This is a genomic window from Pseudomonas sp. B21-035 (assembly GCF_024748945.1).
Lineage (GTDB): Bacteria > Pseudomonadota > Gammaproteobacteria > Pseudomonadales > Pseudomonadaceae > Aquipseudomonas.
The window spans coordinates 3,930,412-3,946,724 of sequence record NZ_CP087179.1 but is presented as its reverse complement, the minus strand read 5'-3'; the positions used below and the strand labels follow the sequence as shown (position 1 = coordinate 3,946,724).

14 protein-coding genes and 2 pseudogenes are annotated in these 16,313 nt (G+C 58.6%); 13 read left to right on the top strand and 3 right to left on the bottom strand.

Annotation, left to right across the window (positions count from 1 at the left end; genetic code table 11):
• Positions 1–2: 2 nt before the first annotated feature.
• From LOY22_RS17880 to LOY22_RS17850, 7 genes are read left to right on the top strand one after another with little or no spacing between them, the layout of a single operon-like run.
• Positions 3–398: a phage GP46 family protein gene (locus tag LOY22_RS17880; protein ID WP_177414895.1), complete on the top strand. Its 396-nt coding sequence runs from the start codon at positions 3–5 to the stop codon at positions 396–398.
• Positions 388–1,428 carry a baseplate J/gp47 family protein gene (locus LOY22_RS17875; protein ID WP_258594266.1) on the top strand — a complete coding sequence of 347 codons (1,041 nt, stop codon included), beginning with the start codon at positions 388–390 and terminating at the stop codon, positions 1,426–1,428. The genes LOY22_RS17880 and LOY22_RS17875 overlap by 11 nt, the downstream gene beginning before the upstream one ends.
• Positions 1,419–2,015: a YmfQ family protein gene (locus LOY22_RS17870; protein ID WP_258594264.1), complete on the top strand. Its 597-nt coding sequence runs from the start codon at positions 1,419–1,421 to the stop codon at positions 2,013–2,015. The genes LOY22_RS17875 and LOY22_RS17870 overlap by 10 nt, the downstream gene beginning before the upstream one ends.
• A 6-nt stretch (positions 2,016–2,021) precedes the next feature.
• Positions 2,022–4,289, top strand: coding sequence for a tail fiber protein (locus LOY22_RS17865; protein ID WP_258594262.1), 2,268 nt, complete (start codon positions 2,022–2,024; stop codon positions 4,287–4,289).
• Positions 4,290–4,300: 11 nt separating this feature from the next.
• Positions 4,301–4,912, top strand: a complete 612-nt coding sequence (locus LOY22_RS17860) for a tail fiber assembly protein (protein ID WP_258594260.1) — start codon at positions 4,301–4,303, stop codon at positions 4,910–4,912.
• A gap of 51 nt (positions 4,913–4,963) precedes the next feature.
• Complete coding sequence (locus LOY22_RS17855; RefSeq protein WP_258594258.1) at positions 4,964–5,515, top strand: glycoside hydrolase family 19 protein; 552 nt, start codon at positions 4,964–4,966, stop codon at positions 5,513–5,515.
• Positions 5,512–6,027, top strand: a complete 516-nt coding sequence (locus LOY22_RS17850; RefSeq protein WP_258594256.1) for a lysis protein — start codon at positions 5,512–5,514, stop codon at positions 6,025–6,027. Before LOY22_RS17855 ends, LOY22_RS17850 begins: the two co-directional genes overlap by 4 nt.
• A 258-nt stretch (positions 6,028–6,285) precedes the next feature.
• On the opposite strand, the gene LOY22_RS17845 is transcribed toward LOY22_RS17850, so the two are convergent.
• Both LOY22_RS17845 and LOY22_RS17840 read right to left on the bottom strand, forming a co-directional pair.
• Positions 6,286–7,443 (bottom strand): HEPN domain-containing protein, encoded by a 1,158-nt coding sequence (locus LOY22_RS17845; RefSeq protein ID WP_258594254.1) that lies wholly within the window; start codon positions 7,441–7,443, stop codon positions 6,286–6,288.
• Positions 7,444–8,625: a DUF262 domain-containing protein gene (locus LOY22_RS17840; RefSeq protein ID WP_258594252.1), complete on the bottom strand. Its 1,182-nt coding sequence runs from the start codon at positions 8,623–8,625 to the stop codon at positions 7,444–7,446.
• 954 nt (positions 8,626–9,579) lie between these two features.
• Between LOY22_RS17840 and LOY22_RS17835 the strand changes: the two genes are divergently transcribed.
• Entirely contained in the window at positions 9,580–10,041 is a 462-nt protein-coding gene (locus LOY22_RS17835; RefSeq protein ID WP_258594250.1) for a hypothetical protein, read from the top strand.
• 31 nt (positions 10,042–10,072) lie between these two features.
• On the opposite strand, the gene LOY22_RS17830 is transcribed toward LOY22_RS17835, so the two are convergent.
• Positions 10,073–10,519: an acetyltransferase gene (locus tag LOY22_RS17830; protein ID WP_045194844.1), complete on the bottom strand. Its 447-nt coding sequence runs from the start codon at positions 10,517–10,519 to the stop codon at positions 10,073–10,075.
• Positions 10,520–10,788: 269 nt separating this feature from the next.
• Between LOY22_RS17830 and LOY22_RS17825 the strand changes: the two genes are divergently transcribed.
• From LOY22_RS17825 to LOY22_RS17810, 5 genes and pseudogenes are all read left to right on the top strand, one after another.
• On the top strand, positions 10,789–11,451 hold the full coding sequence (locus LOY22_RS17825; RefSeq protein ID WP_258594248.1) for a hypothetical protein: 663 nt from the start codon (positions 10,789–10,791) through the stop codon (positions 11,449–11,451).
• Between the two features lie 431 nt (positions 11,452–11,882).
• The gene (locus LOY22_RS17820) at positions 11,883–12,839 is read left to right on the top strand and encodes a LysR family transcriptional regulator (protein WP_045194839.1); all 957 of its coding nucleotides are present in this window, start codon (positions 11,883–11,885) and stop codon (positions 12,837–12,839) included.
• 118 nt (positions 12,840–12,957) lie between these two features.
• Positions 12,958–13,218 (top strand): annotated as a pseudogene (locus LOY22_RS27115) (PAS domain S-box protein); the annotation flags it as partial.
• Positions 13,219–13,575: 357 nt separating this feature from the next.
• Positions 13,576–14,523: pseudogene (locus LOY22_RS27110) on the top strand (methyl-accepting chemotaxis protein); the annotation flags it as partial.
• Between the two features lie 9 nt (positions 14,524–14,532).
• The gene (locus LOY22_RS17810; protein WP_258594244.1) at positions 14,533–16,290 is read left to right on the top strand and encodes a bifunctional diguanylate cyclase/phosphodiesterase; all 1,758 of its coding nucleotides are present in this window, start codon (positions 14,533–14,535) and stop codon (positions 16,288–16,290) included.
• Positions 16,291–16,313 lie beyond the last annotated feature (23 nt).

Genomic DNA, 16,313 nt, shown 5'->3' with positions numbered 1-16,313 from the left:
CATTGCTCAATGACGACGCGTGCGAAAGCGCCTGGCGCCGGGCGGCGGTGATCAGCCTTTTGACCTGGCGCCGCGCCGAGGCTGACGACCGCTTGGACGACAGCCAGCGGTATGGGTGGTGGGGCGACAGCTTCCCCACCCTGGCCAATGACCGCATTGGGTCGCGCCTGTGGCAACTGCGCCGGCGCACGCTGACCGCCGACACCGAGCGCGACGCGGTGGCCTTCGCCCGGGAGGCGCTGGCCTGGATGCTGGAGGACGGGCGGGTAACCAGCGTTAGCGTAACGACCGCGCGCGGGGTTGACCGGCTGAACATGCTGGTAGTGCTGTCGATGAAGGACGGCACCGCCATAGACCTGAAACTCGACAATCTCTGGCAGGTGATCAATGCCGTTTGAAACCCCGACGTTACCCGGGCTGATCGCTCGGGCGCAGGCCGACTTGGCGGGCTCCAGCGCGCTGCTACGGTCTGACGCGGAGGTGCTGGCCCGGGTGCTGGGCGGCGCCTCTTTTGCCCGGTATGGGCATCAAGAGTACATCGCCGCGCAGATCCTGCCCGACACGGCCGATGAAGACACGCTGCGCCGCATGGCCCGCGCGCGGCTTAAGCGCGACCGCCTGGCGGCAGTAGCGGCGAGTGGTACCGCGACCTTTACCGGTGCCGTCTCGGCGCTGCTCGATGCCGGCACGCTGCTGCAGCGCAATGACGGTGCACGCTTTCGGGTGGTGGCCACGGTCAAGCTGAGCGCCGCCCAGGGCGTGGCCAAGCTGGAAGCCCTGGAAGCCGGCCTGCTGGGCAACACCCCGGCCGGTACCACGCTGCGGCTTATCAGTCCGGTGCTCGGGCTCAATGAGGTCTTTACCGTTGAGGAACCCGGCCTGCAGGGCGGTACCGAGCAGGAGAGTATCGAGACGCTGCGCGGTCGGGTGATCCGCTCTTATCAGGTGATCCCGCACGGCGGCAGTAAGGACGATTACGTCACCTGGGCGCTTGAGGTGGCCGGGGTGACGCGGGCCTGGGTGGTGCGCCGCTGGATGGGCCCGGGCACGGTGGGGGTGTTCTTTGTGCGTGACGGCGATATCGACATTATCCCAAACGCCGAGGCCTGCGCGAAGGTGGCGGCCTACATCGAGAAAGAACGGCCGGTAACGGCTGAAGTGTACGTGCTGCCGCCGGCGGAAAAGCCGGTTCAGTACCAGCTCAAGGTTACCCCCGACAGCAGCGCGGTGCGGCGGGCGGTCGAAGCGGCGTTGATCGATCTGCACAACCGCGAGTCGGAGTTGGGCGCCGAGCTGCTGGCCACGCATATCAGCGAGGCAATCAGCGGCGCCGCCGGCGAGCGTGACCACACCCTGATCGCGCCGGTGGGCAACGTATCGGCCGCCGCCCATGAGCTGCTGACCTATGGGGGTGTGCTGTGGCTGTAAGGACGGCAGAGGACTACCACGGGCAATTGCGCGCGCTACTGCCCCCGGGCCCGGCCTGGGACCGTGAGCTTAACCCGCAGGTTGACGCGTTGTTGGCTGCCGCCGCCCAGGAGCTGGCCCGCGAGGATTTGCGGGTGGCGGACCTACTGACCGAGAGCGAGCCGGACACCGTGCGCGAGCTGGTGCCGGACTGGGAACGGGTCATGAAACTGCCCGACCCGTGCCTGGGCGAGTCGCCCCCCTTCGATGACCGGCAACTGGCGGTGCGTCGCCGGCTGGTCGAGGTCGGCGGGCAGACGCCGGCGTACTTTGTCGAGCTGGCTTTCAGCCTGGGCTACACGCAAGCCCGGGTGGTCGAGCGCCGCGCACCACGCTTTGGCCGGTCGCGCTTTGGCGCCGCGCACTTCGGGACGTGGACCGCCCAGTTTATGTGGACCCTAGAAACCGGGCCGCGCCTGCGCCTCGGGCGCCGCTTTGGCGCGAGCTACTGGGGGCAACGCTTCGGGATGAACCCAAGCGGCGCCCTGGAATGTGTGATCAGGCGTTCGGCGCCGGCGCACACCCTCGAATTCATTCAATACGGATAAACCCTGATGGACTACCCCAAGAGTACGCCCGGCGTTGGCCTGGTGGACGGCAAGTTTGTGGACGAAAACCCAACCCTCGGCCAGATCGGTTCGCTGATCCCGGCGCATTGGGGCAACGCTGTTACGGAAGAAATCCTGAACGTGATCCTCTCGGCGGGCATGACGCCGACCGAAGGCGACTTGAGCCAGCTGCTCAAGGCGATTCAAACCATCACCGCGACCGATGCCAAGCGTTCGGTACGCTGCGCGACCACGGGGCCTATCGCCCTGAGCGGCCTGCAGAACATTGATGGCGTGAGCGTGCTGGCCGGGGACCGGGTGTTGGTGAAGAACCAAGCCAACGCGGCACAGAACTGGATCTACACCGCCGCTGCCGGGGCCTGGGTGCGGGCTCAGGACGCCAACGAAAGCGTTGAATGTATCCCGGGCCACCTGGTGCCTGTGCAGAGCGGCACGGCCAACGGCGGCACAACCTGGCAGCTGACCAACCTGGTGCCGCCGACGCTGGGCAGCACCCCGCTGAACTTCGCCCCGGCCCTGGGGCGCACCGGTGTGGCTGCAGGTGAGTACACCAAGGTCAAGGTAGCCGCCGATGGCCGTGTGGTGAGCGCTTCGAGCCCGGACACGCTCGCTGGCATGGGCATTACCGATGCGTTGAAAATTGGCCAAGTGGGCTTGGACGCGACGAAAGCGCCGGCACTGCCTGACTTCAAGGCAATTGTGCCGGGTGGCTTCTACCAGGCAAACGGTGCGGGGACGTCGGCGCCGACGCCCAACGCTCCGGCTGGAACGGGCTCGGTGTTGCTGGGGGTGATTGCCAGCACGCCCCGTGCCGACATGACGAACTTTATCGTTTTTGAATACGGGCACCGGGTCTGGTTTGGCGAGTTCGCGAAGCCCCAGGGAGGCCCCGAGTCAATGAAGTGGTCGCGGGCGCTGACCATCGCTGACCTGGAGGCGATCAATACCGCGCTGGCCAGCAAGGCACCGATCGACAGCCCGAGCTTTACCGGCGCACCGAAAGTGCCGACCGCTGCAGCGGCGGCGAATGACACCCAGATTGCTAACACCGCCTGGGTTAAGAGCGTGATCAATGGCCTGGTCGGCGCCGCCCCTGGTGCGCTCGACACGCTGGTCGAGCTGGCAAACGCACTGGGCAACGACCCAAACTTTGCCACGACAATGACCAATGCGCTGGCAAGTAAGCAGCCGATGGATAACACCCTGTCGGCTCTGGCAGCGCTGAGCACTGCAGCAAACCAGATCATTTTCAGCACCGGTGTTGATCAGTTCGCTATGGCGCCGCTGTCGGCACTGATGCGCGGGCTTCTCGGCGCCGCTGATACTGCAACAGCGCGGGGTACCCTGGGCGCTGCAGCAGCGTCGCACCCCCATGCCATGGCGGACATCTCAGGCCTGGCCGCAGCACTCACAGCAGCCAGTGGCATGAATCAGGGGCCGGTAGATCAAGACCCCAACCTGGCCGTGAACCAAGTCATTTTGACTCAGCACGCCAACACGCCGGATAACAGGTACTACTGGCATATCACCACGACGTTTTACGGGTACATGGCCCCGGGAGCGAACCGCTCTCAGTTGGCCATCCAGTACAACCAGGGCAATGCCGTCTATGCCCGTAGCTGTTACGGGGAGCAGTGGAACACCTGGACGCGGCTCGACAACAACACGCCACCTGGAACCATTGTGTACTTCCCAGGCGCCAACCCACCGCCCGGGTTCCTCAAGGCGAACGGTGCGATGATCAGTCGGACCACTTACGCGGCGTTGTTCGCGGCTATCGGGACGTTTGGCGGTGCCGGCGATGGCTACAGCACCTTCAACGTACCGGACCTGCGCGGGGAGTTTATCCGTTGCTTTGATGAAGGGCGCGGCGTTGACCCTGGGCGGGCGCTTGGCTCTATTCAAGCGGGCCAGAACGCGAACCACGTGCACGGCGGTACGGTTTCCGCTGCCGGCGGGCATGCCCACTCTGTAAGCGGTACCGCCACCGCCGTCGCAAACGCCGCTGACCTGGTAGGGGTGGGCGGTTTCGGCAGTATCGCCCCGGGGGAAACCGCTGTATCCCTGGCGGGCAACACCGCCGGGGTTACTGCATGGAGAAACTTCACTTCTTCTGGTGGTAACCACGCGCACCCCGTTGTCGGCACTGCGGCCGCTGTAGGCGACCACGTTCACGGCGTAACGATTCACGCAGATGGCGGCACCGAAGCGCGTCCGCGCAACATCGCACTGCTTGCCTGCATCAAATACTGAAGAGGCCTCTGATGGACGCTCCAATCATTTACAACGCACACCCTGAAACCCTGCAGTACATCGGCCAGGGTGTGGCAGACCCGGACCCGCTCGATGCCGAGCACTGGTTGATTCCGGCGTATGCCTACCTTGATACGCCGCCTGGGTCCGTGCCCGGCCATGCCGTGGTTCGTGATCTGGCCCGCAACGTCTGGGCCCTGGTTGAGGACAACCGGGGCACCGTTTACGAGGTGGCTACCGGCAATGCAACGGAGCACAGCGCCCTTGGCGAGCTGCCTCCCGAACTGACCCGCCAGGAATACCCAGGCGAATTCTATTACTGGGACGGCGACGCCTGGGTACTGGATACCGTGGCGCAGAACGAGAGTATCCGCGCCGAAGGGCTGGCCTTGCGCGAAGAGAAGTTGGCTTATGCCTCGACGCGCATCGCGCCCCTGCAGGATGCGGTAGACCTCGGCGAGGCCTCAGCGCATGAGCAGGAAGCGCTGCTGGCCTGGAAGCGCTATCGCATTGCCCTGAATCGCCTGGACCAGCAGCCCGATTACCCCTTGTCAATCGACTGGCCGCCAAGCCCCGACGATGCTACCGCGCCGCCGCCACAAGAGGCGGAACACACCCAATAAGCCCCGCACTGTCGGGGCTTTTTCTTTCCTGTAATTCGAGGATATCTCCTAATGGCTATCACCGCACCGCAACTGCTGCAGATCCTTCCTAACGCCGGCAAACAAGCCGGCGTTTTTGTTCCCGGGCTCAATGCCACCATGGGCAAGTACGCCATCATCACCCGCCTGCGCATGGCCGCGTTCATTGCCCAGATCGGCCACGAGTCTGGCCAGCTGCGTTATGTCCGCGAGCTGGGTGGTGACACCTACTTGGCGAAGTACGACACCGGCAGGCTGGCCCAGCGCCTGGGCAACACGCCAGAGGCTGATGGCGATGGCCAGAAGTATCGCGGCCGAGGGCTGATTCAAGTCACCGGGCGTGGCAACTACCAGGCCTGCAGCGAAGCCCTGTTCGGCGACAGCCGATTGCTCAACACGCCGGAGCTGCTCGAGCAGCCGGTCTATGCCGCGATGTCGGCGGGCTGGTTCTGGCAGCGGGCTGGGCTCAACTCCCTGGCCGACAAGGGCGAGTTTCTCGCCATCACCAAAAAAATCAACGGCGGTACTAACGGTCTGGAGGATCGCGAAGAGCTGTATGAACGTGCCTTGAAGGTGCTGCAGTGAAGGGCCTGAATTGGCAACTACTGGCCCTCGCGTTGCTGCTGGGGCTTGCCCTGGGTGGTGGTGCTGCCTGGGTCTGGCAGGCAAACAGCTACGAGAAGGCGCTGGCCCTGCAGAACACTGACCATCAGAGGGAGCGAGAAGACGCCGCGACCGCCGCGATCAATCGGCTCGGCCAGGAACAAACCCAGCGCCGGGCGCTGGAGGATCGCCTGCAGGCGAATGATCAAACCCGTTATCAGGAGCTGCTCGATGCCCAACACACTCAGGCTCGCTTGCGTGACCGCCTTGCTACTGCTGATCTGCGGTTGTCAGTCCTACTCGACGCCACCGCCCAGGGTGGTGACTGTGGGGTGCCAGCCACCACCGGCGCCGTCGGCGTGGTTCATGGAGGCATTCGAGCCAACCTTGACCCAAGACATGCTCAACGAATTATCAGCATCACCGATCGAGGCGACAAAGGATTGATCGCCCTCAAGGCCTGTCAGGCCTACGTGCGCGCTATCACGCGCTGAAGTGAAAAGGAGCGGGCCAGCAGGATGCGTCAACATCCAGCTGGCCCACCGAACCCGCTGACCCTTCCTGCAAGTCCAGCCGAGGCTCCTGCTCCGTGCACAAAGCGCGGCGAGCCTAACACCTGTTTATCCATACAGTAAAGACTTGCTGTCAAATGACGACTCTAATCATTCCCTGGTCAGTACTCCACCACAATCGGGGTGCGTTTTGGTGAAGCCGCAGATGCGCACTCGCCACGTAATAAAGGCTGAGTCACTTTAATTAACGGTAGCGGCTGCGGGACGATCTTTGAAAAGAAGATAAACAGACCTGTTTTGAAAACGACCTGAAGGTTCAAAGTTTAATTGCATGGAAACATCTTCGTCGCAAGGAATTGGAACTGAAAGGCGATCATTTCCGTTATGCTTGAGTGAAACTATTTTGCCATGAATATGTTTTGTCGAAGAATTTTGGTTTACAGCGATTATTGTGTCGCCTACGGTGATTGTCCCTGTAGAACCGTTGGGGGCTAGCTGTTTGATTCCGGAGAAGCCGATTACATTTATTCGAGGGAATATGCAATCTGGTTTGCCAATGAGGAATTTATTTGAAACTGAGAAAAGATGCTCGGTAATGCTTAGTTCTATTACTTTGCCAATGGCATTTGCGTAGCTAAGAATTAAATTAATCCGGGAGATGGTAAGGTCTATCGAGTCAATCTCATCGATGCGCACCCCGTGAGCAATTTCGTTTCTACGTTGTGCTAAGTCATCAAGTTCAGCTGTTAATAGTGATATAAATATTTTCGGTTCCGTGTCCAGGTCCAAGCCATGTTTTTCACAAAGCGCGGTTATTAATTCTGGGTCGTCAAGGCATTGTTTTGATACTGCGTCAATGCCTATTTTTGTAAAGATTTCGTGAATAGTGTCATATCGGAAGTTTGATGTATGGCTTGTAAATGCTTCATAGTTGATTTTGGGTTCGCCTTCCTCGGCGAGAAAATGGTTCATGTTCCTAACGGCTTTTGTCAGCCGTGCTTTTGTGTCGTGTGGGCTCCATCCTTTTGCTCTCTGGATTTTATTTATAAAATCCATAGAGAGGCTCAGGTGATTCTTTCGAATCGCCTTCGGTAGTGAGGTGAAATCCTGGCAGACCTCAGAGACGCATTTCAAGTACTCAACTATGATGTCTTCTATAAATCTTTCTAGGTAACCATATAGACATATAATGGCGTTTTGGTAAGAGTAGATTTTAGTCCTAGATACGGCATCACCTACGATTGTTTCTACGAACTCTCTAAACTCGACTTCAAATTCAGTATCGCCATTGGATTTTTTCAGTCCGTCTCTAAAAAACGAGTTACTTGATTTTTCGTATTTGAGATGGGTTAAAAGGTTTTCAATACTTGCGCGAAAATCTTCAAGGGACCTAAGCATTTAGATAAACCTGTCAAAGAATTCGCTGAATTTCTTATCGCGATCCTCTAGGGCTGAAGGGTTGGTGTTTCTTCCTTCAAACTTATCGTAGTTATCCATGTAGAATTTGATTAATTCGGCTTGTATTTCCTTCTTTTTGTCAATCAATTTTTCCTTGTGATTAATTCGATTGCTTAGAGATACCATCATCGGATCGTAGATAGCTGTAGTTGGTCTTTCAAACCACCCCCATCCTGTCTTGCGCTGGCGATATAGATAGAATGCAGCATCGCCAAATATATCGTGGATAAGTTTTATCGTATCTGAGAACAGGGTTTCCAGTCTAGCTAATACATCGTCAGAGAAATCATTTCCTTTTTCTAGATAGAAATCCAGGTAGGACTCCAGTGAACCTCTTTGTAGCGACTGTCGTTGGCGGTATGCGAAAAATCTTAGTACTAGCTCAACGTCACCCATTGTTTTAAAAAGTTTGTTTCCTGCGCGCTCGGAGTGTATAAGGTCTAAATTTTCCTCGCTTTGCGGGATGTCCCATGTACTGCATAAATGTTTGTTTGATGAAAGCCTAATGCAAAGCCGATTTAGCCTGCCATCAAAGTTTGCGTTCCGCTTTTCTTGTGGTGTAAGCAGTTCGCCGCCGCTATTGATTCGGTCAAAAACCATTTGCTTCAGAGTTTCTGCTTCTTGCTTGCTTTTTGCGGTCTCATGCAGCAGGATGATCGAAGATATATAACGTCTGTCAACGCCTTGTTGAACAAGTTTTGGAAGGTTTTTATATGTTTTGCCGTTGAGCTCTGGCCACTTGGTTAAGCCTTCAAGTGCGAAATCGCCGTCATAAAATGAGGATATTGCTGTTAGGCGTTGTAAGCCATCCATGACTTCGTAATTTGAATATTCGAACTCATATAAAAAGATCGGGGGTAATGGGACGTTCATTATCAGGGATTCGATGAGTTTTGAGCGCTTCTCGTTGCTCCATCGATGCCTTCTCTGATATTCAGGGTTTAGCTTGTACTGGTTGCTGTGAACCATCGAAGAAATTGTGTTGAGCGGGTATCTTGCTTGTTCGGTTACAATTCGAATCTCACCATCACGGTATTTTTTGTTTATTTCTTCATCGGAGAAATTTATAACGCTTTGGACTTCTTGTGCTATTTCTAACTCTTCACCTTCGAACAAAGTCATGGTTCTCTCCTTTCGTAGTACTTCGACTGTTATGCCTATGAGCTCTCCATCAAGCTCATCGTATGGCATTCAAGTAAACCTTGCCCTGTGCCTACTTTCTCTTCGGAGGCTACCGATGAATTCACACGAGTTCAAGAGATTCGTAGTGCTTTTGGGAGCGCTCAGGAATGACTGGGTGATAGAGCAAACGGGATAGCAGTCCGGAGGCGTCACTCTTGAAGACTGGCCACTCAAAGCGACTATGCAGTGAGCGCTTGGTCCAAAAGTGGTACAGCGGTAAGGATTTGTCTTTGAAGGCTAGACTTACAAGGTGGGGTAGAAAATCGGGGCCATCCATCATCGGGCGACATTAGTAGGCGCTTGCGTCCATACCAATTTCTGTTCCAATGGAGGAGTTTCCTACAGGGTAGGCGGGTACTCCAAAGTGCTGGAGCACCTGATTTTCCTACTGCGCCTTACCCAGTTCTATCCTCGATTAATCGCGGTGTAATTCTTACCTGGCGCCGAGGGGGGGCAGCTTGTCGGTGCCAGCATTTCTCGGTTGTCTGTAGAGATAGTGATGGTAAAAAAGTGGTACCGGGTTCGCGGTTTAGGCCTGTTTTCCCTGTAAATAAAGGGATTTAGGGAAAGCTGGTCCAATCCATCATAGGCGCAACGCTGAACCGGCGGGACGGCTCAGGGCGCGGGTTTACTGGGGTTGAGGCGGATTCTAGGGGCATGTTCTACGACGCATTTGCAGCCATTCAGGGGTGTTTTTGCTTTGCGTGGTTTGCTAAAGCATGCCGGCGCTAATCAAAAACAAAGGTGCTCTAGTCTACCAAGAGTACCGAGCGTTCGCTCGTAAGCAGTCTACGACGAGAGGCGTTTCGTACAGCCCCTGAACAGGGCTCATGTAACCCGACAATACGCCGATACTGTGCTGCGGAAAGTCCATAAAAGGCAGGAGCCTGAACATTGTTCGAACACATCTGGCGCAGCATCCATTCCCCGGGCTACTTCCCCAACGTACTGGAATGGATGATCGATATTCTCCTCAACCCGTTCATGGTGGTTATGTGCCTGATGGTCGGGGCGCTGGCCGGTAAAGGGTGGCGAGCCATCCCCTACGGCAGCCTCACCTGTTATGTGCTGTTCCTGAGCCGCTCGCCATTCTATCGGTGGGAAAGCATTTTTCCCGTAGCCGGGCTGCCCGCGCTGTTGATTGATGGCGCACTGTTGGCCCTGCTCGGTTTCTATTTGAAGGGCGTACTCAGAACCCGCTCAGCAGCAAGACCCGAAGGTCATTGGTTGCGCTGGCTTTATCAAAGCCTGAAGGTTGTCATGCTGACAATCGTGGTGGTGTTCTGGGTACTCGTTGTGCTGTTTGTCTTGATCTTCACCGTCTCGGTCGCTACCCAACCGTCACTGGCGCACTGACCCAATTCCTGCTTGGCAACCCAGAACCGTTTCAGGCCGTTGCAGCCGGCAAGCTCATGTGCAGCAACGGGAACGGCCGGCCTTCGCCATCCAGCGGCGAACGGCCAGTCTGAACAAAGCCGTAATGCAGATAAAACCCCACCGCCTGGGGATTTTGCTCGTTTACGTCAACGCTCAGGGTATCCCGCGAATCATGCGCGTAATCCAGTAGCGCTCGGCCAATGCCTTGCCCGCGCAGGTCGGGATCAATGAAGAGCATCTCAACGTGGGTTTCGTTGAGCCCGATAAAGCCCAGCGGGCGGTCTTCAGTGTCTACTGCAACCCATAACTCAACCGCGGGTAGGTAGACGTCGCGCAGTTGCGGCAGCAGCGCGTCTATGTCGGATGCTTGCAGGAAGTGGTGGGTGGCGCGCACGGAGCGCAGCCAGAGGTCGAGCAGTTGCGGGTAGTCGGCAGCGTTTGCCTGACGAATGATCATGGAATCATCCTTGTGCACTTGATATCGGAGTAGAGGTACGCCAGGGAAGTGTCGGCATCTGTATGACCGCTTCGCGAGTTAACGCCTGGGCAGTGCACGGCAGAGGTAGCCGAAAAGGAGGGGCGGAAAAATTACTGAGTCTCTTTCGATGTGTCAAGAAAACTGGACGCTTGCGAGGCGTCAAGGAGCAACGCTGGGACATTAGTGCTCAGGATGCGATAGCATTGAGCCATTAACGAAGATTTTGCTCACCTGCAAGGGAATGTCTGATGTCGAAAAAAATGGGTTCTCTCGGATTGGCCTTGGCCGTGACCCTCGGAGCCAGCTCGTCGGCAATGGCCGAAGAAAAGCTGTTCAAGGATTTTGCCTTTGACTCGCCACGGTCAGCCTATACTGAAGCCAAGGGCTATTACGACTGCTCGGAAGATCTTCTCGCTCCCGCCATGTGCAAGGATGATGTGGACTTTATCGGCCACAAATTTACCCTGGCCCTGGTGTTTGCAGGCGGCAAACTGAACACGGTTTCGCTGATCAGTGACTTCGATCAGGAGATTTACAACAACGCCATGACAGCACTGAACAAGACGTTCATGTTGAGTTCGATGTCGGACGCCAACACGCAATTGGACTTGATCGAGCTGGCGAGCAGTGCGCGCAATCGCGACGACTACTTGACCCGGTATACCCGCTATGAAGAAGTGGGCGTCGCGGCGGGGGATTTCACTTACACCTTCCTTGAGGGGGCCGATACCTCGAAGAAATACTCCAGTGTCCCCACCTTGCTAAATGGCTCTGCAGATAACATCCGCTGCGCCGAGCTGATGCTGACCGGTGAGGGGGCTGACTCGGCGCTGTACATCCGCTTCTCCTTTCCTAACCTGGAGATGGAAAAAGCCGAAGCTGCGGCGCAGAAGCCGGTCGAATCCTTCTGACCGTCACCGCCAGAGCAAACCCCGCCCCGAGCGGGGTTTTTCATGTCTGTCGGGCAAGCAGAAATAATAAATCTTCCAGGTATTCCAAGTTGTTATAGTTGTGTTCGTTATTTTTATTTCAACTTTGACTGCCTGCTTTATAGGCTGTTTGGAATAACAAGGAAGCCGCTGCCTTGCCGATGTCTGAAAGTATGTTATGCTCGGAAAATAACCCCCGCCGCACCCTCTCTCCCTACCTGTTTTTCTCGCCTAAATTGATGATCTACATCAGTTTTTTGCTCGCCTGCGGGCTCTATATTGAATTTAAAGGAATGAACAACTCTCCCCGCCACGCTGCGAAGTTCTGGTGTGAAAGTTTATAAAACAATAAGGAATCGCCCGTTAGGTTGAGTGCTGTTTTTACGGCGCTCGATCATCATCCGGTGTTACCCATGAAGTCGACCGTTGTCTCTGTTGCGCGCAAACTCAAACTCTATCAATTGGTGGTCTTCGACCAGGTCCTGCGTAGCGGCTCGCTGGTGGGCGCGGCCCAGGCGTTGAACCTGACCCAGCCGGCCGTGACCAAGATCATCCACGAAATGGAAGCCTTCCTCGGCGCCGCCTTGCTGGTGCGCGGCAACCGCGGGGTGCGTGCCACCGAGCTGGGCGGGGTGGTGGTGCGCCGCGCCCATGCCATGCTCACCGAACTGCGCAGCCTCACCGATGAGGTCAATGCCTACCACAGCGGCACCACCGGCCAGGTCATGGTCGGCTCGCTGACCTCGTCATCGGCCTTGCTGTTGCCGCATACCCTGCGCCTGCTCAAGGAGAGCGCGCCAGGGGTGCTGGTGACGGTGCGGGTCGGGCATATGGACCAGCTGTTCTCAAGCCTGTTGGCCGGTGAGCTGGATATTGTCGTCGGGCGCATTCCCGATGACTGGCGCTGGCACGAGCACGAGCCGCGGCTCAAAGTCGATGTGCTGTGCGAGGAGGGATTGTGCATCGTCGCCGGTGCCGAGCACCCACTGCACGCCAGCGGCGGGCCGCTGAGCCTGGCCGAGCTGCATCCGTTCCCGTGGATTCTGCCGCCGCGCAGCGGCCTGTTGCGGCGTACCGTCGACCGCCTGTTCGAGGAACTGGACCTGGGCCCGCCGGCCAACGTCATCGAGTCGATCGCGGCCCTGACCAACTACGAATTGATGCAGGACCAACAGACCGTCGGCTTCTTCCCCCTGCAAACCACCCAGCAACTGGCCCAGGGCGGCAAGCTCAAGGCCTTCGACCTTGGCAAGCCGCTGAGCTTTGGCAGCATCGGCTGCTTCTACTCGGCCAATCGCAGCCTCGACCCGGCCAGCCGGCTGTTCCGTGAATGCCTGACCCTGGCCAACCAGCCCGGCGAGCAAAGTTAACCAGGTATTCCATATCGCTATAGCTACAGCCGCTCTATTCATGAGGTATGGCCAATTGCCACACCTACAATGCGGGTAATTACACCCGATTGATCTCGCAATAACGGATACCCAGCGCATGAGAAGCAATCTGCCGGTCACCCAGCAGGAAGTCATCTTCCAGAACCAACAGCGGCTGATTTCTGCCACCGACCTGCACGGCAACCTGACCTACTGCAACGACGAGCTGGTGGCCATCAGCGGCTTCAGCCGTGAAGAGCTGATCGGCAGCCCGCACAATATCGTCCGCCACCCGGACATGCCCGAAGCGGTGTTCGCCCACATGTGGTCGTACCTCAAGGCCGGCAAGAGCTGGATGGGCATCGTCAAGAACCGCTGCCGCAACGGCGATCACTACTGGGTCAGCGCCTATGTCACGCCGATCCTCGAGGGGGCGACGGTCGTCGGCTACGAGTCGGTGCGGGTCAAGCCGCAGCGTGCCGATATCGAGCGTGCCGCCGCGCTTTACCAGCGCATCCGTACGGGCAAAAAGAGCTGGAGCTTCAAGCACCTGGCCAAGGCTGTGAAAGAGCAGGCGCTGGCGCCGGTGGCGCTTGGCGTGCCTTGCCTTGCCGCCGTGTGGTACCTCGATAGCTGGGCGGCTCTGGCCGTGCTGGCCTGTGGTTTTGTCGGCATGCAGGTGGCTGCGCACTGGAACCTGCAGCGCAAGTTCGCCCTGGCCCGGCGTGCCACCGCCGACAGTTTCGACAGCGAACTGATTGCCCGCACCTACACCGACGAGCATGGCGCCGTGGCGCAGTTGATGATGTCGCTGATCAGCGAACAGGCCAAGGTGCGCACCGCCCTCAGCCGTTCCGGCGACTACGCGCAGAAGACCGAAACCATGGCCGGCGAAAGCGGCAAGCTGGCTCAGGCCTCCGAGTCGTCGTTGCAGCGCCAGCGCGACGAGACCGACATGGCCGCTACTGCCATGACCCAGATGGCGGCGTCTATCTCCGAGGTTTCGACCCACATCCACGACACCGCCCGTGAGGCCGACGACGTCAACCAGCTGACCCGGGTCGGCTCCGAAGAAGCCGGCAAGACTCGCCTGGTGATCGAGAAACTGCAGGACACGGTGAACCAGATCAGCCAGTCGGTGGAAAATTTTGCCGACGAGACCCAGTCGATCCAGATCGCCTCGAACATGATCCGCCAGATCGCCGACCAGACCAACCTGCTGGCGCTCAACGCCGCCATTGAAGCGGCGCGGGCCGGCGAGCAGGGTCGTGGTTTTGCCGTGGTCGCCGATGAGGTGCGGGCGCTGGCGTTCAAGACCCAGGAGTCGACCGAAACCATTCAGACCATCATCCAGTCGCTGCACAGCGCCGCCAACCAGGCGGTGGATATCGCCCGCCAGGGCAGTGACGAGGCCCATGCCGGTGTCGATCAGGTGATCGCCACCCAGAACGCCCTGGAAGGCATCGGCGTGGCGGTCGAGCATATCCACCAGATGACCGAGCAGATGGCCGCCGCCTCCGAACAGCAGGCCCATGTCGCCGAAGACATCAGCCGGCAGATCACCACCATCGCCCAGGTGTCCGAGCAGAACGTCGACATAGCCGCCAGTTCCGCCAGCATCGGCCGTGAGCTTGAACACACGGCGCATGAAATGTATGCGCTGGTGGACCGCTTCAACCGCTAGGCCGCGATCATGACCCGAGAGGATTTCGACAAGCTTGCGGCCAACGCTGAGCGTGAGCTGACCAGCATTCCCTACGCGATTTTCGAGGCCGCCGCCGATGCGATTGTCATCACCGATGAATGGGGGCGGGTGCAGGCGATCAATGCCGCGGCGCAGAAGCTGTTCGGCTACAGCTTCGCCGAACTTGCCGGTGCGAATATTTCCCGGCTGATGCCCAGGGCCTACGCCGAGCACCATGATCAGTGCCTGGCGTCCTACCGTGCGGGCGGCGGGCGCAAGCTCAACGGCCTGGTACGCGAGCTGCTCGGCAAGCGCAAGGACGGCTCCTTGTTCGATTTGCACGTAAGTGTCGGCGAGCTGTTGCTGGGTGGCCGGCAACTGCTGATCGGGGTGTGCTATGACATCAGTGAACAGTTGCAGATGCACCGGCGCATCAACCACCTGGCCAGCCATGACACCCTGACCCACTGCATGAACCGCAGCGCCCTGCATACGCGCCTGCAGCAGGAGATCGCCCTGGCGCAAGCGCAGGTGCAGCAACTGGTGCTGGTGTTCATCGACCTCGATGGCTTGAAAATCATCAACGACAACCATGGTCATTACGTCGGTGATCGGGTGCTAGTTGGCGTCGCCGAGCGCTTTCGCCAGTGCCTGACCGGTGCGGGGTTGCTGGCCCGGGTTGGCGGCGATGAGTTCGTGGTGGTGATGCGTCAGCCGTTTGCCGAACAGGGTGGCATGGGCCTGGCCACACGGCTGTTCGAGTGCCTGCAGGCGCCGCTGCGGATCGACGGCATGGCCTTGGCTGTGCGCGCAAGCCTTGGCGTCAGTACCTGCGCCAATTGCCGGGAAGGGCAAGCGCCGGCGCCGGATCAACTGATCATCGATGCCGACTTTGCCATGTACCAGGCGAAGAAGGCCGGCGGCAATCGCATCGCTTGTTTCAACCCGGCCATGCGCATCACCCAGCAGCGCGAGCAGCAGCGCCTGGAGCGTCTGCGCCAGGCGATCGAGACCGAGCAATTGCAGCTGCATTACCAGCCGCAGTTCGAGCTGGCCGACCCGCAACGGATCACCGGCCTTGAGGCTTTGCTGCGCTGGAACGACGGCGCCAACGGCCCGGTATCGCCCGAGGTGTTCATCCCCCTGGCCGAGCAGAACGGGCTGATGTCGGCGCTCAATGTCTGGGTGGTGACCCGTGCCTGCGCCGACAACCGGGCGCTGATCGAAGCCGGCCTGCTGGATGTGCCGGTGGCGGTGAACATGAGCGGCTACTCGTTCATGCAGTGCGATTTTGTCAGCAAGTTGGCGGCGGTTCTCGAGCGTAGCGGCCTGGCGGCCAACCGCCTGGAAATCGAAGTGACCGAAACCGCCGCGCTCAAGGATATCGAGCAGGCCCGGCAGAACGTTTTGCGCTTGCAAGGCATGGGCGTGCAGGTGTCGATCGACGACTTCGGTACCGGCTATTCATCGCCCAGCACCTTGCGCGCCTTGCCGTTCGAGAAGCTCAAAATCGACCGGGTGTTCATCAGCGAGGTGCAGAGCAACCCGATCGACCAGGCTATCGTCAATGGCTACCTGATGCTGGCCGAGAGCCTGGATCTCCAGGTGGTGGCCGAGGGCATCGAAACCCGCGAGCAGCTCGATTACCTCAAGGCCCAGGGCTGTAGCCTGGGCCAGGGCTTCTGGTTCTGCCGGCCGTTGCCGATGGACAGGTTGCTGCAGTTCATCATGGGCCGTGAGCATGCCGGACGTCGGTTGGTGAGGTAGCGCCAGCAAGGCTTGCCTACACT